This window comes from Marinobacter sp. (assembly GCF_033722735.1).
Taxonomy (GTDB): Bacteria; Pseudomonadota; Gammaproteobacteria; order Pseudomonadales; family Oleiphilaceae; genus Marinobacter.
In genome coordinates this window covers 69,809-96,680 of the sequence record NZ_JAWVYN010000010.1, presented here as the reverse complement: position 1 = coordinate 96,680, position 26,872 = coordinate 69,809, and the positions used below count along the sequence as shown (strand labels likewise).

The following is a 26,872-nucleotide window of genomic DNA, read 5'->3' as shown; positions in this document are numbered from 1 at the left end:
TATGCCGATGACACACAGGTGATACAGTAGACCGAAATTAGAGCAATTGCTTTAACGGGTGATGTCCGTGGCGCCCAGCAACACGGAACACCCGCCAGTGCCGACGCTGAAGGCAACAACAAGAGGTCACGGTTTATGAAAGATTTGAAGAACAAGGTCGCAGTCGTCACCGGTGCCGGTTCCGGTATTGGCCGGGCATTGGCCAGGAAGCTGGCGCAGCGGGGCTGCCGTCTGGCGCTGTCCGATGTCAATGAACAGGGACTGAAAGATACGGTGGCCGAGTGCGGCGGCGCCGAGGTGAAAACCTATCTGCTCGACGTCTCCAGCCGTGACGCCATCTACGCCCACGCCGAGGAAGTGGCCAAGGACTTCGGCCAGGTCAACCTGGTTATCAACAACGCCGGGGTGGCGCTGTCGGCCTCCGTTCGCGAAATGACGGACGAGGACTTCAAGTGGATCATGGACATCGATTTCTGGGGCGTGGCTCACGGCACCCGGGCTTTCCTGTCCCACCTGATCGCCTCCGGCGATGGTCACGTGGTCAATATTTCCAGCGTCTTCGGACTGATTGGTGTGCCCAAGCAGAGCGCCTACAACGCCGCCAAGTTTGCCGTACGCGGTTTCACCGAGGCCCTGCGCCAGGAAATGAAGCTGGAGAACCAGCCGGTGGCGGTCAGCTGCGTGCACCCGGGCGGCATCAAGACCAACATCGCCCAGGCCGCCCGCATGGGTAAATCCGAGAACGCGGAGGCCCAGCGCCAGGGCTTTGACAAGCTGGCCATGACCACCCCGGACAAGGCGGCGGAGACCATCATCAAGGGGATCCTGCGCGACGAATCCCGCATCCTGGTGGGCCCGGATGCCTGGGGCATCGACGCACTGAACCGGGTGTTGGGGGCTGCCTACCAGCCGCTGGTGTCCCGCTTCTCCCGCAAAAACCTGTACAACTAAGCCGGATACCAGCGCTCGACCCTCTCGCCGCCATGAACAAACAGTAACGGCGGGGAGCCTGCTCCCAGGTTTACACCCGGGAGCAGGGGCTTATACTGTTGATAAGTCAGGGATCGAGCCACTATGAAACCTCCTCAATCCAGCGTTACCCATGATTCCCTCGGCCACAGCCATGCGGGCCTGCGGGACCGTCAGCGGCGCTCCCTCCTTCGATTGCTCTATGGTGTTTCTGCCGCCACCCTGCTGGGCTTCGCCGGTCTGCAGTTCTTTAACCATAACCCCTGGCTGGCCACCGGCGAGATCGTCGCCGCCCTGACGTTGCTGGCCGGCTGTGTACGGCTGGGCCGTGCCCGCAGCCTCCGGGCCTGGATCTATGGCCTGCTGATTCCGCTGTTTGCCTTCTTCAATCTCATCATTCTGTGGCCCAATGCCTCCATGGCGGCGTTTGCCTGGGTGCTGATGATGCCGGTACTGGCCTATCAGCTGTTGGGGCAGCGTGAGGGCCTGCGGCTCAGTATGCCGTTCATGGTGGCCGGTTGCGCCAGCTACGGCTGGTTCCTGGGCACGGTGGAAAGCGTCGGCGAAGGCATTGACCTGCTGAACATGGTGTTGTGCGCCGGCCTGATGCTGGCCTTTGTCCATCTCTATGAACAGCGCCGGGAAGAGGCTGAACGCCGGATGCTGGCGCTGGCCCGGACCGATGCGGTCACCGGCCTGGCCAATCGGGATCGGTTCCGGGAGGCCCTGGTGCGGACCATTGCCGAGTGCCAGCGCAGTAACAGTGCCTACGCGCTGGTGCTGGTGACGGTCGACGCCTTGCAGCAGGTACGGCGTGAGTTCGGCCGGGAAGTGGCGGATGAGGTGGCGCAGCAGGTCAGTCGGTGCCTGACGGAGCGGTTGCGAATCACCGACGAGATTGGCCGGCTGGGTGAGGACCGTTTCGGCCTGATCCTGCGGGATGTCTCGTCCGACGCCGCCGATCGGCTGATGGCCGGGCTGGCCGGGCGAATCGCCGAACGGGATCTGCACGCCCCTCACGACGCGCCCCGGATTAGCGCCAGCTACGGCATTGCCCATTCCAGCCGTGACGGACACCAGGTGGACGCCCTGTTCCGGACGGCGGAACGACGGTGCGAGGTTAGCGGGTCGGGCCAGGCCGTCCCTGCGCCGGCCCAGGCCCCGCGGCAATGCCGGCCGGCCACCGTGGATTCGGACTGAGGGCTTGCGGGCGATGTGCGAGTTACTGGCGATGAGTGCCAACACCCCCACCGACCTGTGTTTCAGCTTCACCGGCCTGACACGTCGCGGCGGTGCCACCGGCCCCCATCGGGACGGTTGGGGGGTCGCATTTTACGAGGGCAAGGGCGTGCGGGTATTCCTCGAATCCGGGGCCAGCGCCAGCTCCCGCATTGCCGAGGTGGTCCAGACCCACCCCATCAAGAGCGAGGTGGCGGTGTGCCACATTCGTCAGGCCAACGTGGGAGAAGTGTGCCTGGCCAACACCCACCCGTTTGTGCGGGAGCTGTGGGGCCAATACTGGACCTTCGCCCACAACGGCCAACTGCAGGGATTCCGGCCATCACCCGGGTTCTATCAGCCGGTGGGCGATACCGACAGCGAGGCCCTGTTCTGCGACCTGTTGAACCGGATCCGGAGTGACAGCGACCCGGGAATCTCCCGACAGGCCCTCACCGACCGTTTGGTGACCTACGCGACGGAGTATGCCCACCGGGGCGTGTTCAACCTGTTGCTGAGCAATGGCGACTGGCTGTTCACCTTCTGCACCACCAGGATGGCCAGCATCACCCGCCGCGCCCCGTTCGGCCCGGCCCGGCTGAAGGATGCGGACGTGACCGTGGATTTCGAGTCGGAAACCACCCCCAATGACATTGTCAGCGTCATTGTCACCGAGCCGCTGACCACCGACGAGCAGTGGGACATCTACGCGCCCGGTGAGTGGCGGCTTTGGTTTAAGGGCGAGGTGGTGCAGAGCGGCTGTGAGTCTGTTCCGGCGAGATCGCACCCGCATCCGTCGGTTTGACCAGGGCAAAAAAGGGGGACGGCAAGCCGTCCCCAGGGGTTAAAGGCGAGGTTGGATCAGTTCAGGGTACGACGGTTGCCGTTACGAAATTCTGGCGCGATGTGCTCACTGACCTGGGCCTTGAATTCCTCAATCAATTGGCTGTTGTCGTGGTCCCAGGGGTGAAAGCCCGGCTTGAAGTATTCCAGCCAGGTCGGGATCAGGCTGGAGAAGGCGCCGTCCTTGCCCCACATGCGCCACAGGCCCTTGGCGGCGTCCTTGAAGCTGAAGTGCTTGCGGTCCTTGAGCATCATCTGGGCGGTGAAGGCGCTGGCCACCACGCCCAGCGCGGCGGTGCTGAAGATCAGGTAGAAGGCGCGCTCGGCGTAGGTGCCGCCGACCTGCTGGAAGACATCGTAAGTGACCGCCTTGTGTTCGGTTTCCTCGATGGCGTGCCACACCCAGATGGTGCGCATGGATTCGTGCATGTCTTCACGGACGTCGTCACGCTCCAGCAGCATGTCCGCCATCATCGCGGTCAGGTGCTCCAGGCCGCAGGTGATGGCCAGTTGATGGCGCTTGGGCAGTTTCTTGGCGATGCCCAGGATCACGCTGAGCTGCTTTTCCAGCTCCTCCACCGGCATGCCCTGGTCGCGCACGTGCTGGTTCATGCTAATGTGTTCCAGGGAGTGCATGGCTTCCTGGCCGATGAATCCACGCACCTCTTCTTTCATCTTGGGGTCGGTGATCTGGTCACGGAAATAGCGCACTGAATCCACGAAGAACTGCTCGCCCTGGGGGAACAGTACCGACAGGGCGTTCATGGTGTGGCTCAGCAGATAGCTATTGTCGAGCCAGTAACGGGGGTTCTTTTCATCAAACTCAAAGCCCATGCGCTGAGGCTTGATGGTGACATTGTCTGGGGTGCGAGTCTTGGTGTTAGTGGAACGGCTTGTGGTCAGCATTGTTGAAACTCCCGGTGCTTGTCTGATTTTTATCACGCGTTGCGCTGTCGTTATGGGTTCAGTGTCCACGAGTCAAACCTGGCGATGAAGGCGAAAACGGGACGCCGGTCGTGGAGGTTGGGCCAGCGCTGGTTAAAATTGACCCCGTTGACCCGGTGAACAGGCGCGCCAGCCACAGTGTGGAGGGGTGCGGCTTCGTGGTAGCATCCATACTCGAGATATCGATGATCCGATTGGTGCCGGCGCAAGCTGGGTGAGGGCCGATCACTACTGAAGGACGTGTCATGGCAGCCACTAGCCCTGAAAAAGAACGCCAAATGCTGGGTCTTTTCCTGGTTCCGGGGGTGTATATGCGCGTGCTCGCAGAAACCGTCGGCAAGCTGGGTCATAACGAACGTCAGTTGTTCGAGGGGCTGAACTTCACCGCCGAGGACCTCAAGGCCAACGACAGCCGGGTGTTCGTGACCGATGCCATCCTGATGGCGGAGCGGGCGTTAAACCTGGCCGGGCACCAGGGGCTGAGCTTCCTGCTGGCGCGGGAACTGCGGCTGACGGTCCACGGCACCCTGGGATTTGCGGCGCTGACCAGCTCCACCCTGGGGGATGCCCTGGAATCCGTGCGTCGTTACCTGCAGCTTCGCGCGCCCTTTATCAGCATGGGCTTCAGCGACGCCGGCGATAAGGCCATTGTCACCCTGAAAGCCGAGTTTGAGGTGCCCCACCTCTACCACTTCCTGGCAGAAACCGTGGCGGCCATGCTGATGATGCTGACTGACCAGTTGATCGACCGGGACAGTGCCGCCGAGCTGGGGTATGACCTAAGCGCCGGCAACCTCGAGATGATCGAGGTTCACCTGACCGGCCCGGAACCGGAGTACTTCCAGAAATTCGCCGACCAGATCCCGGTCACCGTCATGTACGGGCAGCAGAGCGAGATGATTGTCTTCCCCAAGCCGCTGCTGCAGGCGCGGATGCGGCTGGCGGACGCCGAGGCCTCCAAGATGGCCCGCGACCAGTGCGAGTTCGAGCTGCAGAAGGCGCTCAAGGATCAGGGCGACATCACCTTTGCCATCCGCAACATGCTGCACGTGATGCCCGGCCCCCTGCCGTCCCTGGAAGCCATGGCGGAACGCTTCTGCGTGTCGTCACGGACCCTGAAACGGCGACTGGCGGAAAAGGACACCACCTACCGCGAGGTGGTGGAGTCGGTTCTCAAGGATCGGGCCATCCAGCTGCTGCGCTACACCAACAAGTCGGTCAGCGAGATCGCCTACGAACTGGGTTACGCCGACCTGTCCAATTTCAGCCGGGCCTTCCGCAAGTGGACCGGTAAGTCCGCCAGTGAATTCCGCGAGGATGGCCCGGATCCCGCTCCGGAAATGGGGCCCTGACAAGGCGCGGATTTGCCGGTAAGTGGCGCCACACCATCATGCACCGTCGGGCCCCCCGACGGGGAACCATTAGCAAGAGGATGCGGCATGCAGCAAGCAGACACCCACAGCAAGCTGTTCGGTTACCTGTTGTGGATCTTCGGGTTCCTGGGCTCGCACCGGTTCTATTACGGCAAGCCGGTAACCGGCACCATCTGGTTCTTCACCCTGGGTCTGCTCTTCATCGGCTGGATCATCGACCTGTTCCTGATTCCCGCCATGGACCGGGAGGCGGACCTGCGGTTCCGTCCGGGGCCTACCAGCTACAACATCAGTTGGCTGTTACTCACCTTCCTGGGGGTATTCGGCGTCCACCGCATGTACATGGGCAAGTGGATCACCGGTATCCTCTACCTGCTCACCGGTGGTCTGTTCCTGATCGGGGTGCTCTACGATTTCTGGACCCTCAATGACCAGGTGTCCGTCAAGAACGCCGAGGAGATCGCCGGTTAACCACCGGCGCTACCTCATGAACCTGTCCCGGTGCCCTGCCGGGGCGACAAGCCCGCCGCCTGCTCCAGATCGTTCAATCCGTCTTCCAGGTAGTCCAGCAACCGCTGCAGGCTGGGCAGAGTTCGCCGGCAGCCGATCAGGCCAAACTCAATCTGGTCGCAGTAGCTGGTCAGGGTCATGTTGAGGGCCAGCCGGTCCATGGCGATGGACACCGGGTACATCCCCTCCAGTTTCGCACCGTTCCAGTAACAGGGTTCCGACGGGCCCGGCACGTTGGAAATCACCACGTTGAAGGTCTGCCACTTGGGGGCCAGCCCGGTCAGCAGGTGGAAACCGGCCGGCGCCAGGGTCAACGCGGTGTAGTTCATGATCTCCTCGGAGGACATGCTGGCGTAGCGCTGCTTGGCGGCATTGACCTCCTGGTGAATATGGCGCAGCCGTTCGCCCGGGTCCGCCAGGTGGGTGCCCAGGGAGGCCAGGATGATGCCCACCTGGTTGCCCTCGGTGCTGTCGTCCTTGCGCAGGGACACCGGCACCATGGCAATCAGCGGTTTGTCCGGCAACGCGTCCTGATTCATCAGGTAGGTGCGCAAGGCGCTGGCGCACATGGCCATCACCACGTCGTTGACGGTGGCGCCGAACGCCGCCCCCACGTCCTTGATGCGCTGCAGGCTGTAGGACTGGGCGGCGAATCGACGGGAGCCGGTGACCTTCTGATTGAGGATGCAGCTCGGCGCCCGGAACAGGGAATCGTATTCCGGATTCTTGCGGGCCTCATTGACGGTGCGCAGCAGCTCCCGGGCCACCGTGGGCACGGTACCGAGCTGACGACCGGACTCGCCCATCAGGTGGCTGAGGCTGCTAATGACGGATGGCCGCTGCCGGTGCTCCCGGGTACGGGTCGGCATCGCCCAGATCGGCGGCATGTCGCGGTCCTGGGGATCGTGGGACAACATCCGCTGGGCCATGCGCATCGCCGACACCCCATCCACCAGGGCATGGTGGATCTTGCTGTAGAGCGCGAATTGACGGTCCTGCAGGCCCTCGATCAGATGAAACTCCCACAGCGGCCGCTCCCGGTCCATCTGGTGGCTGTGTTCGGCGGACACAAAGGCCAGCAGCTCGCGGATGCGCCCGGGGGTGGGCAGGGCCTCGAAGCGGAAATGGTGTTCCAGGTCCAGCTGGGTGTCCTCGGTCCAGTAACTCTTGCCCAGGCGGCTGGTCAGGCGCTGGTCGAAGGGGGCCGTTACCCGGGTTTGCTGGCGCAGTTGCTCGGCCAGTTGCGCCACATAGTCGTCCGGCGCATCGTCGGGAAAGGAAAACAGTTGCAGTCCGCCAACGTGCATCGGTTGCTGGCGCTTCTCCAGCCACAGGAATAGCTGGTCTGCCGGGCTGAGCTGTTTCAAGGGGATGTCCTTATTGTTGGTTGTTGTCGGGAGCCGCTGGCTATGGCTGGAATCGTCTCTGAGCGATTCGCTGGCTCTGTAGGTCAGCCCTGATCTTACCGGAACCGACGTGCAGTGAAAGTGGCAATGTCGACAACGGGCCTGGCCGCCGCGGCCATCAATTTGGGTCCAGCGGTGTACTCCACCGATCTGCAGGTCGCGATGCTGTCCGCCTGTCGTAAAGTGGCCCTCTCCCAGCTTCCTGATTGAGAGCGTTGAGTTTCTGCTGCGACATTATCAGGACCAAAAGTCATAGGGTTTATCCAGCGCTCAAGCAAGACCGCAGTGGATGAACGACTCTGAGTGAGCGGGTGGTGACTTGGGAAAGGATCAGGTGGGCTTATGAGGAGGCATTCCCAAGGCAGCCTGACCGATCTGCCCACAGCCAACTTTCCCACATTTAACGGTCGCTCTTGCCTTCATCTACCCCTGCCACAATGCTATCCCCAGCAACGCCAACGTGGCCAGCAATGCGGCAGCATTCGCACCCATCACGGGGATCAACTTGCCGGTGCTATGCAGCGCATGGGGCAATCGCCAGGTCACCCAGAGCGCCGCTGGTAACGTGAGCATTGTCACCCCGCTGGCCGTTGGTAGTGCCCCGGTTAACAAGGCAATCCCCAGTAGCAGGTAGCTCACCAGCAACAACATCGCCACTACCGTCGCAGCCGTCTTCAGGCCAAACACGATCGGCAGGTGGCGACGACCGGCCTGGTGATCCGCCGCCACGTCGGGGATCTGGTTGATCAGCAGCAACTCGCTGACCCACAGCATCACTATCGTGGCCACCAGGACAGAACTAGCATCCGGCTGCCCGCCCAGGGCAACTTGCGTTCCCCATATCATGACTGGCCCAAAGCCTAGGCCGGGCGCAAGCAGGCATAACCAGGGCGACCGGGTGAGCCACCGGGTGTAGCCAATGACCAGGACTAGCCCGCCCACACCCAGCAACAGCATGGGTAGGCCCCGCAACCACAGGAAATAGAGGCCAATCCCAGCAGCCGCCGCCAGTGTCGCCCATGCTGCAACCAAGACCTGGGGCGCGGCCTCCGGCATCTCCGGCAATGCGCCACTACCACCGGAAAACGGGGTGCGGGTGGTGGTCAGGTCAAGCCCGGAGCGGAAGTCCTGGTATTCATTCAACAGGTTGACTGCCGCATGGGCGAGTAACGCCCCCACCAGGACCAATGCCAGATGCATGCCATTCAGGGCCGTCATCTGGCGCCATGTCAACACAATGCCCAACGCCACACACAAGGGCGCAAGCACCAGGAAGTTCGGGCGGCTTGCCCTCAGTAGCGTTATACCCAACATCTGTTCTCCTCCACGGATAGCCAGCAGCTTTCGCCACCGCCCTGGCTCCTAAACCGAACACCGTTAATCCCTCTCATGGAAGATGGTGCAGAAAGAGTGATACGCCTTAAATTTCAGGACGGCGATTGATGCAGGTCAGAGCGACACCCACATTGTCTATTTTAGACTCACTAAAATAGATAATCGGAGGGCACAGGAGATGCACGATTGGCGGATTCCGGCCATACTCTGTGGCCTTGTGCTCGCCACGGGCCTTGCCTGGATGACCCAGGGAATGGGCGTCATCCATAACGATCCCGAGCGCAACATTTATATCCCGAGCCGACTGACAATGCCGTTGCAAGTCAAGGTTTCATATAACAGGGAGCAAATATTCTTTCGCTACCGCTGGCCTGCCGATCAAGCCTACGTCTATCATGATATGCTGCGCTTCACGGATGGCGAATGGATTCGCCACGGGGCCTCCCGCGCGGGCCCTGACCCCGACAACACCTATGAAGACCGGGTGTCCATGCTGGTTGATGATGGCGGCGTACCGGAATTTGCCCGCTACGGCGGCTATATCACCATTGGTGCCAACGCCCGCTTCTTTACCGACTCCGCCACCCCGGCGGATGTAGCTTCCCACCCTCACCTGGGTAATACCCTGGGGCAGAGCGATATCCGCAAGCACTTGCCGGGTACCCGCCAGGACATCGGCGACTGGCGAACCGTAGTGGATGCCGACGCGCTCCAGGCCCAACGGGAGGCGGGCTATTTCCTGGACCTCTGGCACTGGCGCGCGGGGCGCTCGAACGCCGTAGGTATGTCTGATGACCAGTGGGTTGGCGAGCACCGCCACGGCGATGCCGGTCGTGGGCCCTACACAACCAACTGGGACAGCGATGCCAAGCAACCGCTGTGGATGTTCGATCCTGAGCGCTCTGGCATCCATGCCCTGCGCTGGGAGGATGTCCAGGCCAACCGGGTTGACTTTGACGGTATCTACTACCTGGCCGAGGCCTTCGCCATTCCCTTCGACGCCACTCGCGACTGGCAAGATGGCGACGTGATTCCCCGCCGCCTGCTGCGCGAAGGGGCTGGATCGCGGGGCGATATCCGGGTGCATGGCGATGCCCGTTGGCGCGACGGTTACTGGGACGTAACCCTGGTGCGCAGCCGCGATACCGGCATGCCGCTGGATGACAAAATGTTCCGGGAACAGGGGCTTTACCACCTGGGGTTTGCTGTTCACCGTAACGCTACCGGCAGTCGTTGGCATTACGTATCCCACCCCTTCAGCCTGGGTCTTGGCCGCAGTGCAGACATCCAGGCTGTCGCCTTCGAAGGGAGTGAGCCGGACTGGTCCCAGGCGTGGTTTGAGGCCACCCTATTCTACCCTGGCCAGGTGAATTGGCCGCTGTTGATCAGTCAGGCCCATGCCGGCAGCGCGGATATTGCCGAAGGCAAGCCAGTGCGCCCCCGCCACAGCGAAAAACAGCTCGCCTACTACGGGGTGGAAATGGAGTTCAACGAAGCCATCATCCGCCAGTGGTGGCTGACCCTGGCCGCTGGTCTGTTGTTGCTGGCCGGTGCCCTGGCTGGACTCTGGTTCAGCTTTTCGCCCACTCGCCAAGGGGACTGCCCATGACCGGCATGCATCACATGATTGTGCACTTTCCTGTGGGTTTCTGGGCCCTCGCCGTCCTGTTGGTTCTGTTCGGGACCCTGGGCCGGGGTCGCACGGCGGAGATTTCCCAGGCCGCCCTGCTGCCTCTATTGCTACTGAGCTTGCTGGGGGCCCTGGCCGCGATCATCACCGGCTTCCTGGTATGGCCCTGGGAGGCCAATCTACACAGCCCTCTGGCCCGCAATCACATCCTGATGTCGCTGTGGTCCATGGCCGTCTGGACGATGGTCGCCGTCCTGATCTGGCGTGCCGGCGCGGCCGCGTTTACCGGCGCGCGGCGCTGGGTCCTGGTATTCCTGGCGTTGCTGGGAGGTGGCCTGTTTGCCATGTCGGGCACACTGGGCGGCCATCTGGCCGGTGCCCCCACCGCCTTCTCTAAAATACTCGGTGCCCTGGGCTGGAATGTGTATACCAGCTTCTACGTGCCCGATGGGGTGCTGTTAGCGCTAATACTGATAGGGCTCGGTTGTGCTGTATTGGGCGCAATAGGGCGCCACAAGGTTATAAAAAAGTAAAAAAGGGATCGAGACGATCAATTAGAAATCAATCTTAAAATTATGCAGTTAGCCTTCCATAGCCCGTCATCCGGAGTAGGCTGGTAGGCGGCAAAGACACCGCCGATACTGGAGGCTGGCATGATTCTATTCTGCGCCATTGACCTGCACGCCGTCGCCTTGAAGTCCACCGATGCGTACTCCGACGCCCATTGGCTGGTTCCGCTGATGCGCCTGGATACCTTGTCCCTATCATAAGTACGCGCCGGTGCATATTGAGAAAGTGACCCGCGACACCGTTGCAGCATCGGTGTGACGACCTAGGGGATGCGTTGAATAAGCGGCAAGGAACGCCCTGCGCAATCGTCGTTGGTGTGGGGAGGCGGGAAGGGTTGGGTCGCGCGTTGTGTGCCCGGGTGGCTCACTGGCGCCGGATGCGGTGGCCGAAGTTTACTGGCAACTGCATCTGCAGCCACGGTCGGCCAGGACCCATGAGCTGGACCTGCGCCCCTTCAACGAAACGTTCTGAGGTGGTCCAGCCCGGGGAAATACACCGGGACAGGCGGTGCTGTCCCGGATAACCGTTCTCGGGTTAGGCGACCGCCTCGCTGCGGCTTTCCACCGGCACTTCCAGCATCACCGTATCGCCGTCCAGCAGCACCGGGTAGGTGGGGATCTGCACGCTGTCGTCTTCCAGGCAGACGCCGGAGCGCAGACTGAAGTGCTGCTTGTAGATCGGTGAGGCCACCACCGGCTCGCCGCCGAGATCGCCGGTAATGCCCCGGGCGATCACGTTGGCGTTGCTGAACGGGTCGAAGTGGCCGACCGCGAACAGGGCTGGCGTCTGGTGCGGCAGGTGGAAAATAGCCACCGGGCCGGCGGGTGTCCACACCGCGATGCCGGAATCCGCGATCAGGTCTTCGACTTTACAAACGGCTTGCCATTGGGTCTTGGTGCTCATCTTGTCTTCCTCCTTAGGCGGTTTCGGCTTCAGCGGCAGGGCGACGCTGGTCGCGTTCCTGGGTCCACTGCTGGACCGGATCTTTACGGTCGTCGTTGACGAACTCACGGAAGCGTTTGCGCTTCTCGGGGTCTTCCACGGCGGTCTTCCACTCGCACTGGTAGGTGTCGATCACCTTCGCCATGTGCTCGTCCAGCTCGGCGCCCAGGCCTAGCTTGTCGTCCAGGATCACCTCCTTGAGGTAGTCCAGCCCGCCTTCCAGGTTTTCCAGCCACACGCTGGTGCGCTGCAGCCGGTCGGCGGTGCGGACGTAGAACATCAGTACCCGGTCGATGGTGCGGATCAGTTCCTCGTCGCTGAGGTCGGTGGCAAACAGGTCGGCGTGGCGGGGACGCATACCACCGTTGCCGCAGACGTACAGGTTCCAGCCCTTGTCGGTGGCGATCACGCCGATGTCCTTGCTCTGGGCCTCGGCACACTCACGGGTACAGCCGGACACCGCCATTTTCAGTTTGTGCGGTGAGCGCAGGCCCTTGTAGCGCTCTTCCAGCAGGATCGCCATGCCGACGCTGTCCTGAACCCCGTAGCGGCACCAGGTGCTGCCGACGCAGGACTTCACGGTCCGCAGGGACTTGCCATAGGCGTGGCCGGTCTCGAAGCCCGCCGCGATCAGTTTTTCCCAGATCTCCGGCAGCTCGCTCAGGGTGGCGCCGAACAGGTCGACCCGCTGGCCGCCGGTGATCTTGGTGTACAGGTTGTATTCCTTGGCCACCTCACCCAGCACGATCAGCTTGTCCGGGGTAATCTCCCCGCCCGGAACCCGTGGCACGATGGAGTAGGTGCCGTTCTTCTGCATGTTGGCCATGAAGGTGTCGTTGGTGTCCTGCAGCGGCACATGGTCGGTGGCCAGGATGTGCTCGTTCCACACGGTGGCCAGGATGGAGGCCACCGCCGGCTTACAGATGTCACAGCCGTGGCCGGTGCCGTGCTCGCTGATCAGCTGGCGGAAGGTGCGGATGCCGTTGACCTTGACCAGGTGGAACAGCTCCTGGCGGCTGTACGGGAAGTGCTCGCAGATGTCGGTGCTGACTTCCACGCCGCGTTTTTCCAGCTCGCTGTCGACCACGTTCTTCAGCAGCGCGGCACAGCCGCCACAGCCGGTGCTGGCCTTGGTCTCGGCCTTGACGCCGCCGAGGTCGGTACAGCCAGCGTCGATGACGCCACAGATGTCGCCCTTGGTGACGTTGTGGCAGGAACAGATGGAGGCGGTGTCCGGCAGGGCGTCGGGGCCCAGGGCCGGGGCGCCGCCTTCGGATTCCGGCAGGATCAGCGCTTCCGGGCTGGCCGGCAGGTCGATGCCGTTGAGGGCATACTGCAGCAGGGTGTCGTAGGGGCCGTTGTCGCCCACCAGGATGGCGCCCAGCAGCTTCTTGCCGTCCTCGCTGATCACCATGCGACGGTAGACACCGGTGGCCTCGTCGTTGAAGCGGATGCTGCGGGCCCCCGGGGTCTGGCCGTGGGCGTCGCCAATGGAGCCCACATCAACGCCCAGCAGCTTGAGCTTGGTGCTCATGTCGGCGCCGGTGAAGGCGGCCTCGCCGTCGCCGTTGAGGGCGCCGGCCAGGGTGCGGGCCATGGTGTAGCCCGGCGCTACCAGGCCGAAGATACGCTGGTTCCACAGCGCACACTCACCGATGGCGTGGATGTTGGCGTCGGAGGTGGTGCACTGGTTGTTGATCACGATGCCGCCACGTTCGCCAATCTCCAGACCGGAGCTGCGGGCCAGGGCGTCCTGGGGACGGATACCGGCGGAGAACACGATCAGGTCGGTCTCCAGGTGGCTGTCGTCGCTGAAGTTCATGCGCAGGCGGCAGTCCTCACCCTCGACAATGGCGGTGGTGGCCTTCTCGGTGTGCACCTGCACGCCCAGTTCTTCGATCTTGCGACGCAGCAGGGCGCCGCCATCGTCGTCCAGCTGCACCGGCATCAGGCGCGGGGCGAATTCCACCACGTGGGCTTCCAGACCCAGGCTCTTGAGGGCGTTGGCCGCTTCCAGGCCCAGCAGGCCCCCACCGACCACCACGCCCACCTTGCCGCCTTCGGCACTGGCGCGGATCTGGTCGAGGTCGTTCAGGGTCCGGTACACCAGGCAGTTGGGCTGGTCGTTACCCTGGATGGGCGGTACAAAGGGGTAGGAACCGGTGGCCAGCACCAGTTCAGCGTAGTCGTAGGTGCCTTTCGGGGTCACTACACGCTTGTTGTCGCGGTCGATCTCGGTGACCTGCTCGTCCAGGTGCAGATCGATGCCCTTCTCGGCGTACCACTCGGCGGTCCCCATGGCCAGGTCGGCGTGGGTGGAACCCCCAAAATACTCGGACAGGTGGACCCGGTCGTAGGCCAGCAGGGGTTCTTCACCGAATACCACAATGTTGAAGCCTGCGGCAGCCTCGGTATCAACGAACTGTTCCAGAAAATGGTGACCGACCATGCCGTTGCCGATCACTATCAGGTTCTTCTTACTCATGGGATTTCCTCTCATCAATGACCGGTGGGTTCATGCTGCCGCGTTGCAGTAATCTTTCCCGAATGCCAAGCTGGCCCGGTATTCAGTAATGTCGTCCGCCAGGCGGATGCGTTCGTGGTACCAGGGGCCGTCACTGGTTTCGCCGAACAGCACGGCGCCGGTGAGCTTCTGGTCACGGATCATCAACCGGCAATAGCGATTGGTTTCGTAGTCCTGCCAGACCACCGACTCGGTGTGCTCGTCCGGTTCGGTCTGACCGCTGGAAAAAATCGGGATACCGCTGATCTTCAGTCGGGTGGCGATGACCGACGGCTGATACTGGGCGGTGGTGTTGGTCTGGCAGAGCACCTCCGCCAGCACCGCGGCCTGCTCGTAGCCCGGCTCCACCAGGCCGAAGGTCTCCCGGCCCAGCTGGCAACACTCGCCGAGGGCAAAGATTTTGGGATCGCTGGTCTGCAGCCGGTTATTCACCAGAATGCCGCGATCACAGTCCAGACCGGCCTCGCGGCCGATCTCCGCGTTGGGGGTAATGCCGGCAGCGATGACCACCAGGTCGGTGCTGATCAGGGTTTCGTCGGCCAGCTGCACGGCACGGAGCTGCTGGTTGCCCAGCAGGGCCATCGGGGAGGTGCTGGTGCGTACGGTCAGCCCACGCTCGATCAGCGCCTCCTTGAGCAGGTTGCCTCCAACCTTGTCGAGCTGGCGGTTGAGCAGGTGCGAGCCCCGGTGCAGGACGGTGACCGCCATGCCCCGACAGCGCAGACCCTCGGCAGCCTCCAGGCCGAGGAAGCCACCGCCGACCACCACGGCCCGGCGGTAACGCTGGCTCAGATCAATCAGGGTGCGGGTGTCCCGCAGGTCCCGGAAGCCCACCACCCCTTTCAGGTCTTCGCCGGGGAGACCGAGGCTGGCGGACCGGGAGCCGGTGGCAATCACCAGGTGGTCATAATGTTCGCTGTGACCGCTGGCGGTAACGACCTGCTGGGCATCCCGGTCGATGCGGACCACCGGATCCCCCTGGCGACGCTCGATGCCGTTGCGCTGGAACCAGTCCTCCCCTTGCAGGGTCAGGCTGGATTCGCCGGCGTCGCCCGCGAGCATGGAAGACAGCAGGATGCGGTTGTAGGCCGGGGAGGGCTCGCCACTGAGCACCACGACGCGGGAATACGGCATCGACGGCTGTGCACACAGTTGCTCCAGCAAACGCTGGGCTACCATGCCATGGCCACAGATCACCAGTTTGTTCGTCATGATTCCCGCCTCAATAAAAAAAGCCGGAGCATCGCCGCCCGCAGTACGGGCAGGATGGTCCGGCAACATTGCCAACAACGAAGATCGGATGGTCTGGCCGACCTGGGTCGGTGATCCCATCCTGGTTTCTGTAAAGCTATAACCGTGCCAAGGTTGTTTGCCCTTTATTTACAAGGGGATATGAAGGGAATCCTGGGGTGGAAAGGAGAAACAAATGCCCCGCCCTGGTTCGCTCGCACCATAAGTGTGCGGCGAGGGCGGGGTGTTGGCCCAATTTTGGGGCTAACGCCTTTGCCGGTCAGGCAATGGCCCGGCGCTGCGGTTCCAGTGGGGCGGTCTCGGCCTCCTCGGCAGCGGGGGGCTCGGCCGGCTCCTCCACGTCCGGCGTGGGTTCAGGCTCAGCCTCGGCGGCGTCGCCCTTGCCCGGGAAGGTCTGCTTCTCATAGAGGAAGGACAGCACCGCCTGCCGGTAATGGACGTAGGTCGGGTTATCCGCCAGGGCAACCCGGTTGCGGGGCCGCGGCAGGTCGATGGTCAGTTCCTCGCCGACGGTGGCCGCCGGGCCGTTGGTCATCATCACGATGCGGTCGGACAGTAGCACCGCCTCGTCCACATCGTGGGTGATCATGATCACGGTGCTGTTCAGCTCCTGCTGGATGGTCATCAGCGAATCCTGCAGGTGGGCACGAGTCAGCGCATCGAGGGCGCCGAATGGTTCATCCATCAGCAGCACGCTGGGTTTCATGGCCAGGGCTCGGGCAATGCCCACCCGTTGCGCCATGCCCCCGGATATTTCTCCCGGGCGTTTGTCGATGGCGTGCTGCATGTTCACCAGGGTGAGGTTGTGCATGATCCAGTCCCGCTTTTCTTTCTTGTTCATGGTCTTGCGGAATACCTGTTGCACCGCCAGTTCCACGTTCTCGTACACCGTCAGCCAGGGCATCAGGGCGTGGTTCTGGAACACCACCGCTCGCTCGGGGCCGGGCGTGTTGACTTCATGGCCGTCCAGCACGCAACCGCCGCGGGTGGCCTGCAGCAGGCCGGCGACGATGTTGAGCACGGTGGACTTGCCGCAGCCGGAATGCCCGATCAGCGAGACAAACTCACCCTTGCGGATCTTCAGGTTGACCTTGTCCAGTGCCAGGAAAGGGCCGTTCGGGGTGTCAAACGCCATGTCGACACCGGTCAGTTCAAGATGTGGCTTGCTCATGGGATCTCTCCTATCAATTCGTTCCGGTCGGCGATTACTCATTCCACGCGACTTTCTTCTGGATCAGCAGCATGATCCGGTCGAGCAGGAAGCCGATGAAGCCAATGGCGACCACCGCCACCATGATCCGGCTGAGCGATTGGCTGCTGCCGTTCTGGAATTCGTCCCACACGAACTTGCCGAGCCCGGGGTTCTGGGCCAGCATCTCGGCGGCGATCAGCACCATCCAGGCAATCCCCAGGGACACACGCAGGCCGGTGAAGATCATCGGCACCGAAGACGGCAGCACGACTTTGCGGGTGTGGGTCCAGAAGGACAGTCGCAACACCTTGGAGACGTTCAGCAGGTCCGGGTTCACGGCGGCAACGCCAACACTGGTGTTGATCAGCGTGGGCCACAGGCTGCACAGGGTGACGGTGATCATCGAGGTCAGGAAGGCCTTCTCGAACATCGGGTCGTCACTGACGTAGGTGGCGGAGACCACCATGGTGACCAGCGGCAGCCAAGCCAGCGGGGACACCGGCTTGAACACCTGGATCAGCGGATTGACCGCCGCTGCAAAGTGGCGGTTGAGTCCCACCACGATGCCCAGGGGCACCGCGATCAGGGTGGCCAGGAGGAACCCGGACAGCACCGTGACCAGGCTGGTGCCGATCTGGTCGATGAAGGTGGGTGCCCCGGGGTACGGACGGATGCGTACCTCGGCGTCAGGGTTTTCCTGGAGGATGCGGGCGTTGCGTTGCTCCTGCATGGTCACAAAGCGGTCGGCGCGGTCACGCTCGTTGCTGTGCTCCTGCCACAGTTGCCCCGCCTGTTCCCAGACATCCGTCGGTGCCGGGAAGGTGCCCAGTGACGTGTTCACCTGGGGCGCGACCAACTGCCAGAAGAGCAGGAAGAGTGCGATGCCGATGATCGGCAACAGCAGCGTTTGTCCAGACCGAAGCAGCGCCTTGGGCGACAGCTTCTCGGTCACGGCGCTCAACCAGCGCGGGGCGTCCGCTAATTTGTCAGACTGGGTGAAGGTAGTCATCTCATCCTCCGGTAATCACTCGGATTAAGGTGTTTCCTGGCTTTTGAGACCGATCTCAAAGCTGTCGATGTAGGCGTTGGGTGTCCGCGGTGTGAAGGTCACCCCGTCGATCAGTTCGCCCTGTTGCGGTCGCTCGAAATTTTCCGCGCCCATGTCCGGGAAGTCTTCGGGGTTGAGCAGGCCTTCGTCGATCAGGGACTGGGCGGCTTGCTCATAGATATCCGCGCGGTAGACCTTCTTGGCGATGTCCATGTACCAACTGTCGGGCTTGGCTTCGGGAATCTGCCCCCAGCGACGCATCTGGGTCAGGTACCAGATGGCATCCGACGGGTACGGATAGGTGGCGTAGTAACGGAAGAACACGTTGAAGTCCGGCACCGAGCGGACATCGCCCTTCTCGTACTCAAAGGTGCCGGTCATGGAGTTGGCGATCACCTGGGCGTCGGCACCGACGTAGTTCGGGCGGGCCAGGATCTCCACCGCTTCGTCACGGTTGGCGTTGTTGTTCTCATCCAGCCAATGGGCCGCGCGAATCAGGGCGCGCAGCATGCGCAGATGGGTGTTGGGGTACTTTTCGGCCCACTCCTCGGTGACCCCGAAGACTTTCTCCGGATTGTTCGGCCAGATCTCGTAGTCGGTGATCACCGGTACACCGATGCCCTTGAACACCGCCTGCTGGTTCCAGGGTTCGCCCACGCAGTAGCCCTTGATGGTGCCGGCTTCCAGGGTGGATGGCATTTGCGGTGGCGGCGTGACTGACAGGTGCACGTCCGCTTCCAGGGTGCCACTGGTGTCGCCCCGCTGCGGGGCGTAGTAGCCCGGGTTCAGGCCGCCAGCGGCCAGCCAGTAGCGCAGCTCGTAGTTGTGGGTGGACACCGGGAACACCATACCCATGGGGAAACGTTCACCGCGCTCCTTGTGTGCGTCCACCACCGGCTTCAGGGCGTCGGCGCTGACCGGATGGACAGGGCTGCCGTCTGCCTGGCTGGGGATGTGTTCGCGCATCTGTTCCCAGACGTCGTTGGAGACGGTGATGCCGTTACCGTTCAGGTCCATGCTGAAGGCGGTGATGATGTCCGCCTGGGTGCCGTAGCCGATGGTGGCTCCGAGGGGTTGGCCGGCCAGCATATGGGCACCGTCCAGCTCACCGGTAATGACCCGGTCCAGCAGGACCTTCCAGTTGGCCTGGGCTTCCAGTTCCACGAACAGACCTTCGTCCAGAAAGTAGCCCTGCTCCCAGGCTACCGCCAGGGGGGCCATGTCAGTCAGTTTGATGAACCCCAGTTTGAGGTCGGGTTTTTCCGCCGGGCCAATCTCGGCCAGGGCGGATTGCAGCCATCCACTACAGAACAGCAATACAACCAATAACGGCTTCAATCTCATATTCCTCTCCTTTGAAGAATTCAGAACAATAAAAAGGCGCCACAACCTTCGGCCCATGACATGGGATGAGGGTGGGCGCCTTTGCCAATCTCGATGTTGTAATGCCGGGTGGATCCAAGGCCGGCGATGCATGCTTGAGGGTTACCTGCAGACTCCGTGCCACATTTGAAAGTTCAATAAAAACAGAATGATAGAATTATTTGGGGGCGGTAGGTGGTGTCAGTTGGCGCAAGACGTGCCCGAAGTTGAGCGTACTGCCTCAATGTCGGGCAGCGACTGGAGCGAGGAAAGTCGGGGATGTTCGGCTTTGGGGCATTGCCTCAAAGCCAAGGCGTGGGCGTTACCACTCGTGGAGCTGTTCGCCCAGAAGACTGTCGCTGGCGACGCTAACCGGGCCATGACGTCCGTTGAGGGTGAACGGCAAGCGATGGCGGCCTTCGGTCTTGCCATCGATCAGCGGGGTGTCGATTCCGAACGTATCCGCTGCCTGGCGGTACAAAGCCGGTTTGACCACTGATTTGAGAGTGGTGATGTCGGTTTTGGCCAGTTGTCCGTGGCATTCCAGCCGGGTTGCCAGCCAGTGTGCCTGAGACAGCCAGGGGAAATTGGCGGAATCGCGGAAGAAATGCTGGTTCAGCCGGGGATGGAACAGACTGAACGGATGGTGATCGAGGCTGTCGATCTGGTTACCCAGATATTCCGGGCGCGCCAGTACCTGGCGGAGTTCGCGATGGTTGTTGGGATCATCCAGCCAGCGACAGGCACCCAAGAGGGCATGAATCAAACGCAGGTGGATGGCCGAGTGCTGCTCTGCCCAGTCGGCGCGCATACCCAGAACTTTCTCCGGAGCGTTTTGCCAGACCTGGTGGCCGGAATGAAGAATGCGGCCCAATCCCTTGAGTTCCAGCAGGCTGTTCCAGGGCTCGCCCACGCAGCAGCCTTCAATAGCGCCGGCACGGAAGGCGTCCACCATCTGGATCGGAGACACCGGAATAATCTGGATATCGTCGCCGGAGACCGGGCCGGCGGAATTGAGCCAGTCCCGTAATTGCAGGTCGTGGCTGGACCAGGGAGCGACTGAGGCCAGTTGGATTGGCCGCCCCCGTTCCCGAGCCAGTTCAATCAGACAGTGGGCAGAGGCAATGGGGTCGTCCACATCGGCGCCACGGCCCAGCAACTGATTGTACAGTTTGCTGGCAAGGGTAATGCCGTTACCGTTGCGGCTCAGAACCATACCGGTGACAACGGCCGTGGTGGGCCGGCCTCTGGCCAGGGACATGGTCAGGGGCATGGGCGCGAGCATTTGCGCACCGTCGAGAAGCCCAAAACTGATCTTGTCCCGCACTGAGGCCCAGGAGCCTTCCCTGACCAGTTCAACGTGCAGCCCCTCTGTGTCGAACAGGCCCAGTTCCTGGGCCATGATCAGGGGGGCACTGTCGAGCAGGGGCACGAACCCCAGGCGAATCTGGAAGCCCGGGTGTTTGTGCAACTGGGTCAGTGCGGACATGGAGAGAGCAACCTCAGGAAGCGTGTTTCAGGTTGCGACCGTCTGTTGTTGCCGTGCCATTCTCGGGAGCAAGCAACTCGATGACGCGCTCGGCAATCACCGCCAGACGCTCACTGTGGTCCATGGCGGACTTTCGCAGCACCTGGTAGGCCGCATCTTCGTCGCAGCCTTCGCGCTTCATGATCAGGCCCTTGGCCCGTTCGATCAGCTTGCGATCCTCCAGGGCGGTGCGGGTTTCGGCCAGTTCGGTACGCAGGGCCTGGAACGATTCGAACTGCACCACTGCGGAATCGATGATGGAGCGAACCCGGTCCGGCTGGATGCCGTCCATGACGTAAGCGCTGACCCCGGCGTGCATGGCGGCCCGAATGGTAGTGCGGTCGGCCGGCTCGTTGGCACAGAACACGATGGGACGCGGAGCGTGCTCGTTCAGGGTGCTCATGTTTTCCAGGGTATCCCGGTCCGGCAGATCCATATCGATGATGACCATGTCCGGTTCATCCCGGGCGACGGCGGCGGTCAGGCCGGTGGCGTCGGGACGTTGACTGATAACCTCATGACCCTCCTGCTCGAGCGCCAGCTTTACCAGGCTGGCACGGTCGCTGTCCTTGTCGATAAGGAGTATGCGAAGTGGGTCTTGTGCATTCATGACGGCATTCCTCTGAAAACTGAACTTGGCGTGCGTGTTACCGCTTACCCGGGTCAGGTGAGCAAATAGTTTGCCAATTTTGTTCAAAGTGCAGAATTTCAGCAGTCAGGGCAATTTGTACGGGATTTGATCAATGTCATGGAAGACCTTTGTGCCCGGTTTTTGTGCGTTTTGTGGTGCAAGCGCACCAAATTGAGGTGGTTCGGTCCCGTCGCCGCCCTCTGTTAGGGGCTAACACCCTGATTGGTCAGGGGTGGCCCTGTTATTGCTTCTATATTGGGCAAACCACTTTCTAACCCTTTTGAATACACCAGTGATCCGGCACCGGAGCCCGACTGTCCTTCCCGACGCTGCCATCCGTGGCAACGGAAGAGCACTCGGGCTTTTTTTATGGCTCGGACAAGAATTTCGGGAGACACCGTGACAGTTTCTAACACGGCCTCATGCCACACCACCTGCCCCTACTGTGGGGTGGGCTGTGGTGTCATTACCAATACCGCGGACCGACTCTCGGTGAGCGGGGATACCGAGCATCCGGCGAACCTCGGTCGCCTGTGCGTCAAGGGCACCAACCTGCACGAAACCACCGACCTCGACGGCCGACTGCTGCACCCGCGGGTGGCCGGACGTCAGGTGGCCTGGAACCAGGCCATTGAGGCGACCGCCACGGCCATCCGTGAGTCCATCGAACAGTACGGTCCCGAGTCGGTGGCATTCTACCTGTCCGGACAGTTACTGACCGAAGACTATTACGTGGCCAACAAACTGGCCAAGGGGTTTATTGGCACGCCCCACGTCGACACCAATTCCCGGCTGTGCATGTCCTCGGCAGTGGCGGCTCACAAGCGTGCCTTTGGCGCCGATGCGGTCCCCGGCTGTTACGAAGACCTGGAGCTGGCGGACCTGCTGGTGCTGGTGGGCAGCAACGCCGCCTGGAACCATCCGGTGCTCTACCAGCGCATGAAGGCCGCCGCGCGGGACGGCCGCCGGGTGGTGGTGATCGACCCACGGGAAACCGCCACCTCGGAACTGGCGGACCTGCACCTGAAACTGAAGCCTGGCACCGACACCGTGCTGTTTAACGGTCTGTTGGTGTGGCTGGCGGATCACCGTGGGCTGGATGGCGATTACATCGCCCGTCATTGCGATGGCTTCGACGACGCCCTGGCGGCGGCTCGTGTGGCGGCGCCGGATGTGGCGTCCGTCGCTCGCCAGTGTGATCTCGATATCGCGGACGTGGAGTGTTTCTATGGCTGGTACCTGGAGACCCCACGTACGGTGACCGGGTTTTCACAGGGCGCCAACCAATCGGTGGCCGGTACCGACAAGGGCAATGCCATCATCAACTGCCACCTGGCCACCGGCCGGGTGGGCCGGCCCGGCGCCAGTCCGTTCTCCCTCACCGGTCAGCCCAACGCCATGGGTGGGCGCGAGGTGGGTGGCCTGGCCAACACCCTGGCGGCGCACATGGACTATCAGACGCCGGGCGCCCGGGAGCTGGTGGCGGAATTCTGGCAGTGTGAGCAGGTGGCGGACGGTCCCGGTCACAAGGCGGTGGAGCTGTTCGACGCCATCCACGACGGCAAGATCAAGGTGCTGTGGGTGATGGCCACCAACCCGGCGGTCAGCCTGCCGGATACCGCCCGGGTGCGTGAGGCCCTGGAGCGCTGCCCAACGGTGATCGTGTCGGACTGCATGGCCAGCACCGACACCGGCGCCTTTGCCGACATTGTGCTGCCCGCGGCCGGATGGGGCGAGAAAGACGGCACCGTGACCAACTCCGAGCGGCGCATTTCCCGCCAGCGTCAGTTCCTGCCGCTGCCCGGCGATGTGCGTCCGGACTGGTGGATCATGAGCGAGGTGGGCAAGGCTCTGGGCCACGGCGAGGCCTTTGGATATACCCGCCCGGCGGATGTGTTCCGCGAGCACGCGGCGTTGTCGGCGTTTCGTAACGAGGGGCAGCGGGTGTTCAATCTCACCGGCCTGCAGAACCTGAGCGATGACGAGTACGATCAGCTGTCGCCGATCCAGTGGCCGGTGCTGTCCCCCCAAGACACGGGCCGGTCACGGCTGTTTGGTGAGGGCAGGTTCTGCACCGAAAACGGGCGAGGCAAATTCGTGCCCATCGCCACCGTACTGCCGGTGTGCCAGCCCTCCGATGAGTCCCCCCTGGTGGTCAACACGGGGCGCGTTCGGGACCAGTGGCACACCATGACCCGTACCGCCAAATCACCGCGACTGCTGCAACACCGGGGTGAGCCGTTCATTGAGATGCACCCCCAGGACATGGCGCGCTATGGCCTGCAGGACCAAGAACTGGCCAGCCTGCACAATGGCGAACAGCATTACGTGGGCAAGGTACGCAGCTGTCCCCAGCAGCGCCCTGGCGAGGTGTTCGTGCCCATCCACTGGAATCAGCAGTTCACCTCGGCCGGCCTGGCATCATCGTTAACGGCCCGGGTGACCGACCCGGTCTCCGGCCAGCCCGAATCCAAGCATGGCGTGGCATCGGTCAAACCTTTCAAGGCCAGGTGGCATGCCCGCCTGCTGGTGCGGCAGAACCGGCCCCACCGCTGGCGGGCGGATTACTGGACCTATGTGCCGCTGGCGGCCTGCGACAGCTGGTGGCTGGCGGGCCGTGCGGACGAAGACTGGAGCAACCAGGCGGACTACTGGCTCGGCGGTGTGCCCCAGCTGGTGATGAACGATCCGGCCCAGGGCATGTTCCGCGCGGCCCGAATCGTCGAGGGGCGGCTGGAAGCGCTGATCCTGGTGGATCGGGAGGTGAGCCGCCTGCCGGACCTGGCGTGGCTGGAGACCTGCTTTGACAGCGATACCCTGTCTGATCGCGATCGACGTGCGCTGTTGGCTGCGCGCGACGCGGAGGCCGAAGATATTGGCCCCATCGTGTGTAGCTGTTTCCAGGTGGGGCAGTATCAGATCGAGGCGGCCATCGCCGATGGCATCACCAGTGTGGCGGAGTTGGGCAAGCAATTGCGCTGCGGTACCAACTGTGGCTCCTGTTTGCCGGAACTGAAGGACCTGGTGGCCAACGCCGAAGAGATCAAGGTGACGCCCTAGTCGCCTGGACTCACCACCAGCCGCCGTAACATCTGCACCGGGACCCGATAGCGCGCCGTGCCCGGGTCGCAGGCCACGGTGCAGGTTTTGCGGTTCACCTTCAATATCCGTCCCCGCTTCCGGCGGGGCGGCTCGCCGAAGCTGACCCGGTCGCCTACTTGCCACTGATCCACCAGGGTACGCTGATCCGGCGGCGTGAAGGGCGTCGCCGATAACGCCAGGTTGCGTCGCCGGGCCTCCTCGGCCAGGTAGCCCCTCACTTCTTCCGCCCTGCCCTGGTGGTGCAGGTCGTCCAGCAGCCCATAGAAATGCCGGTTGTGCACCGACCCCCGCAGCCGTTTGCCCGCCACCTGCTGCAACAGGTGGGCGAACTCGTGGCAGCAGGTGTGGGCCAGCAGGTTCAGAGTGGACAGCTCACCTGCGAAGTATCGCCGTTGTTGAATCTCCCGGCTGGAGAGCCACTGGATAGCGGTTTCTGCCTGCTGCTTGGCCGCCACCATACGGGCGCCGTAAGTAATCAGATGGTGTTGCTGGCGGGAATCGAAGCGGTGATAGGTGGCCTGACCATGACCCACCCGACATTCGAGCAGGCTGTTGGGCTGGCGCTCCCGCACCCAGTGCCGGGCGGACGGCCACAGCAGCTGTTCGGTGGCCTCGCACAGGAGGTCGCCAAGCTGTATTGACTGATGATGGTCTGGAGACATGTAAGAAGTGCAAGGGTGGTCGGCTGTACTAGCCATGATACGGGTAGATGTGGAAGGAGGAAACCGCAGAGATGGTAATGCGGATTACCAAAACCTGTAGCGAGGTAGCTGTCTGCCTAGAGTCATTTCTTTAGGTTATGGATAAGGTCAAAATAAAAACTATAACGGCCTATCAGGGGTAAGACCACGCTCTTAATGCCGTCACATGGCGGAATAATAGATAGCCGTGCGATAGTTCCTGACTACCGTGACCTGGCAGCCTAATCCATCGAACTGAATCGCATCATCCTTCAGGCGTCTGGAAATCGTTCGCAGCACCTGTTTCAGCCAGCCCTTGGTGAGTCTGGAAGCTCCGCCAACAAGGCCCGTGGCGAGCTCCTTCATGCTTTGGTTGCATTCCATAAGGGCTGTAAGGGCCTCTTCTAGGAGGTAGAGTGTATCGGAGTTAAAGTTATCCTTTACACTTTCAAACTGGGAGTGTTGACCTCGAAAAATAACTCCGAGGATGTCCATAACTTGATCTTTTTCTGAGGATGTAAGAATACTCATTCGGTCTCAACTCCATTGAGAATCAAATTCTGTATTTCATTCCATGAAAAACCGTAAACCACGATATCGGTATAGATGTGTGGTTTGTCTTCTGAAGTAATCATGATTGAACTTCGTTCTGGTGAGTAAGCTACGAAGGCCGTGGTTCCTCCTCCCAAGCTCATCTTTCCAATGAAATCATGATCTTTTCTGAAGGTATTGATTGAGATGGCTTCAACTTGCTGCCGAACTGCGTGACTTGGGATGGACTGGTAGTTTTGGGTGAATATGGCTTGGGGTATTTCATTTATTGTGATGTCCTGGTTTTGCCAGTCTTGGGGGCCCAGCATGCCAACAGTGAAATGTTTCGATTTGGAAAATATTATGCTTTCACCATTGCTTCCCATGAACACGGCGCCATCCAGCCTGTTCAGCGGCAGCTTGATAGGGTGCCCGGGAATATTAACTTTTATGTGTTCGTCGATATCACTCCGCTCCAGCTCTGGCAGCGGCAGGAGCTCTCGTGCGTGTGCTGAGGAGAATATAAGGCCAAATGCCAGCATCGTGGCAAACAGGATGGTTCTATTCAAAAAAAACGTTATGACAGTGGGCACGTTGTCTCCCTGACAAAGAGCTGGCTTGCCTGTAAGCGACGATATCTTAATGAGCGATGTAGAGGCAATGAGTCGGTTCAAGGTATATAAAACGGAGAACGCACCAAGCGTCAGATAGAGCCGCTTGATGCGTTACTGGAAGGATTAGGCTTCCAGCGGCGAGCGCCAGTCGTCGGCACCGGAGGTGCCTGCAATGGCGTGTTCCCAGGTGACCTTACGGTAGGCGAGGGACACCTGCACCAGCTGGGTAAAGTCCGACTTGCTCGGGTCCTGGCAGTGGGGCATCTTGCAGTCAATGTTGACGATCGTGGCATCTTCCAGAATGGTGGAGAAGAAATGCTCCTGCTTGCCCTCTACAGAGGTGCGGTACCATTTCAGTTCTACCTTCGGCAGCATCTCACCGGACGCCAGCGCGTTGTACATCAGCGGGGTGGCCTTGTTCAGCGCGGCGGTAAAGCTGAACGGCTTGTGGACACGCTGACCGGAGGGCTGACCGGATTGGGGATCGGTCGGAACAGTAACGGTGTGGTCGAATTCCTGCACCAGCACTTCGTCTTCGTGACCTTCCACGTAGATGTTGCCGACGGAGTCGGAGGTGAAGGCACCGGCGGTGATGTTGCCCTGGGTTTGGCCTTCGATACTGATATAACAAGGAGTTGGCATAGTCTGCTCCATGACGTAGTTGAAAA

General features: G+C 61.7%; 23 protein-coding genes. 8 read left to right on the top strand and 15 right to left on the bottom strand.

Features of this window, described 5'->3' with window-relative positions:
• The first annotated feature begins 135 nt into the window (after positions 1–135).
• The 3 genes from R3175_RS09530 (at position 136) to R3175_RS09520 (ending at position 2,992) form a co-directional block, all read left to right on the top strand.
• Positions 136–951, top strand: coding sequence for an SDR family oxidoreductase (locus R3175_RS09530; protein WP_318944037.1), 816 nt, complete (start codon positions 136–138; stop codon positions 949–951).
• 123 nt (positions 952–1,074) lie between these two features.
• Entirely contained in the window at positions 1,075–2,169 is a 1,095-nt protein-coding gene (locus R3175_RS09525) for a GGDEF domain-containing protein (protein WP_318944036.1), read from the top strand.
• Between the two features lie 13 nt (positions 2,170–2,182).
• Positions 2,183–2,992 (top strand): class II glutamine amidotransferase, encoded by an 810-nt coding sequence (locus R3175_RS09520; RefSeq protein ID WP_318944035.1) that lies wholly within the window; start codon positions 2,183–2,185, stop codon positions 2,990–2,992.
• A gap of 56 nt (positions 2,993–3,048) precedes the next feature.
• Here the strand turns inward: R3175_RS09520 and R3175_RS09515 are convergent, their stop codons facing one another.
• Entirely contained in the window at positions 3,049–3,936 is an 888-nt protein-coding gene (locus R3175_RS09515) for a metal-dependent hydrolase (protein ID WP_318944034.1), read from the bottom strand.
• Positions 3,937–4,220: 284 nt separating this feature from the next.
• Between R3175_RS09515 and R3175_RS09510 the strand changes: the two genes are divergently transcribed.
• Together R3175_RS09510 and R3175_RS09505 are read left to right on the top strand one after the other, a co-directional pair.
• Positions 4,221–5,327 (top strand): AraC family transcriptional regulator ligand-binding domain-containing protein, encoded by a 1,107-nt coding sequence (locus R3175_RS09510; RefSeq protein WP_318944033.1) that lies wholly within the window; start codon positions 4,221–4,223, stop codon positions 5,325–5,327.
• Between the two features lie 87 nt (positions 5,328–5,414).
• Positions 5,415–5,819, top strand: a complete 405-nt coding sequence (locus R3175_RS09505; RefSeq protein WP_318944032.1) for a TM2 domain-containing protein — start codon at positions 5,415–5,417, stop codon at positions 5,817–5,819.
• A gap of 14 nt (positions 5,820–5,833) precedes the next feature.
• Here the strand turns inward: R3175_RS09505 and R3175_RS09500 are convergent, their stop codons facing one another.
• Positions 5,834–7,225: a wax ester/triacylglycerol synthase family O-acyltransferase gene (locus tag R3175_RS09500; protein ID WP_318944031.1), complete on the bottom strand. Its 1,392-nt coding sequence runs from the start codon at positions 7,223–7,225 to the stop codon at positions 5,834–5,836.
• Between the two features lie 462 nt (positions 7,226–7,687).
• Positions 7,688–8,578: a prenyltransferase gene (locus tag R3175_RS09495; protein WP_318944030.1), complete on the bottom strand. Its 891-nt coding sequence runs from the start codon at positions 8,576–8,578 to the stop codon at positions 7,688–7,690.
• Between the two features lie 199 nt (positions 8,579–8,777).
• Here R3175_RS09495 and R3175_RS09490 point away from each other — a divergent pair, with 199 nt between their 5' ends.
• Positions 8,778–10,208 carry an ethylbenzene dehydrogenase-related protein gene (locus tag R3175_RS09490; protein ID WP_318944029.1) on the top strand — a complete coding sequence of 477 codons (1,431 nt, stop codon included), beginning with the start codon at positions 8,778–8,780 and terminating at the stop codon, positions 10,206–10,208.
• A complete protein-coding gene (locus tag R3175_RS09485; RefSeq protein WP_318944028.1) occupies positions 10,205–10,762 on the top strand; it encodes a DUF2231 domain-containing protein in 558 nt (185 codons plus the stop codon). The genes R3175_RS09490 and R3175_RS09485 overlap by 4 nt, the downstream gene beginning before the upstream one ends.
• Before the next feature lie 571 nt (positions 10,763–11,333).
• Here R3175_RS09485 and nirD read toward each other — a convergent pair.
• From nirD to R3175_RS09440, 8 genes are all read right to left on the bottom strand, one after another.
• Positions 11,334–11,702 carry a nitrite reductase small subunit NirD gene (nirD, locus tag R3175_RS09475; RefSeq protein ID WP_318944027.1) on the bottom strand — a complete coding sequence of 123 codons (369 nt, stop codon included), beginning with the start codon at positions 11,700–11,702 and terminating at the stop codon, positions 11,334–11,336.
• A gap of 13 nt (positions 11,703–11,715) precedes the next feature.
• A complete protein-coding gene (gene nirB, locus R3175_RS09470) occupies positions 11,716–14,226 on the bottom strand; it encodes a nitrite reductase large subunit NirB (protein ID WP_318944026.1) in 2,511 nt (836 codons plus the stop codon).
• A gap of 30 nt (positions 14,227–14,256) precedes the next feature.
• Positions 14,257–15,477, bottom strand: a complete 1,221-nt coding sequence (locus tag R3175_RS09465; RefSeq protein WP_318944025.1) for an NAD(P)/FAD-dependent oxidoreductase — start codon at positions 15,475–15,477, stop codon at positions 14,257–14,259.
• Positions 15,478–15,775: 298 nt separating this feature from the next.
• Positions 15,776–16,687: an ABC transporter ATP-binding protein gene (locus R3175_RS09460; RefSeq protein ID WP_318944024.1), complete on the bottom strand. Its 912-nt coding sequence runs from the start codon at positions 16,685–16,687 to the stop codon at positions 15,776–15,778.
• A gap of 34 nt (positions 16,688–16,721) precedes the next feature.
• Positions 16,722–17,717 carry an ABC transporter permease gene (locus tag R3175_RS09455; protein WP_318944023.1) on the bottom strand — a complete coding sequence of 332 codons (996 nt, stop codon included), beginning with the start codon at positions 17,715–17,717 and terminating at the stop codon, positions 16,722–16,724.
• 24 nt (positions 17,718–17,741) lie between these two features.
• A complete protein-coding gene (locus tag R3175_RS09450) occupies positions 17,742–19,100 on the bottom strand; it encodes a CmpA/NrtA family ABC transporter substrate-binding protein (RefSeq protein ID WP_318944022.1) in 1,359 nt (452 codons plus the stop codon).
• 340 nt (positions 19,101–19,440) lie between these two features.
• Positions 19,441–20,607, bottom strand: coding sequence for a CmpA/NrtA family ABC transporter substrate-binding protein (locus tag R3175_RS09445; RefSeq protein WP_318944021.1), 1,167 nt, complete (start codon positions 20,605–20,607; stop codon positions 19,441–19,443).
• Between the two features lie 13 nt (positions 20,608–20,620).
• The gene (locus R3175_RS09440; RefSeq protein ID WP_318944020.1) at positions 20,621–21,256 is read right to left on the bottom strand and encodes an ANTAR domain-containing response regulator; all 636 of its coding nucleotides are present in this window, start codon (positions 21,254–21,256) and stop codon (positions 20,621–20,623) included.
• Positions 21,257–21,676: 420 nt separating this feature from the next.
• On the opposite strand from R3175_RS09440, the gene R3175_RS09435 reads away from it, so the two are divergent.
• Entirely contained in the window at positions 21,677–24,337 is a 2,661-nt protein-coding gene (locus R3175_RS09435) for a molybdopterin-dependent oxidoreductase (protein WP_318944019.1), read from the top strand.
• Here the strand turns inward: R3175_RS09435 and R3175_RS09430 are convergent.
• The 4 genes from R3175_RS09430 to R3175_RS09415 form a co-directional block, all read right to left on the bottom strand.
• On the bottom strand, positions 24,334–25,041 hold the full coding sequence (locus tag R3175_RS09430) for a hypothetical protein (RefSeq protein WP_318944018.1): 708 nt from the start codon (positions 25,039–25,041) through the stop codon (positions 24,334–24,336). The two genes, R3175_RS09435 and R3175_RS09430, sit on opposite strands and share 4 nt — an antisense overlap.
• A 201-nt stretch (positions 25,042–25,242) precedes the next feature.
• Positions 25,243–25,590, bottom strand: coding sequence for a hypothetical protein (locus tag R3175_RS09425; protein WP_318944017.1), 348 nt, complete (start codon positions 25,588–25,590; stop codon positions 25,243–25,245).
• Positions 25,587–26,183 carry a hypothetical protein gene (locus R3175_RS09420; RefSeq protein WP_318944016.1) on the bottom strand — a complete coding sequence of 199 codons (597 nt, stop codon included), beginning with the start codon at positions 26,181–26,183 and terminating at the stop codon, positions 25,587–25,589. Before R3175_RS09420 ends, R3175_RS09425 begins: the two co-directional genes overlap by 4 nt.
• A 144-nt stretch (positions 26,184–26,327) precedes the next feature.
• On the bottom strand, positions 26,328–26,846 hold the full coding sequence (locus R3175_RS09415; RefSeq protein WP_318944015.1) for an Hcp family type VI secretion system effector: 519 nt from the start codon (positions 26,844–26,846) through the stop codon (positions 26,328–26,330).
• Between the last annotated feature and the right edge of the window lie 26 nt (positions 26,847–26,872).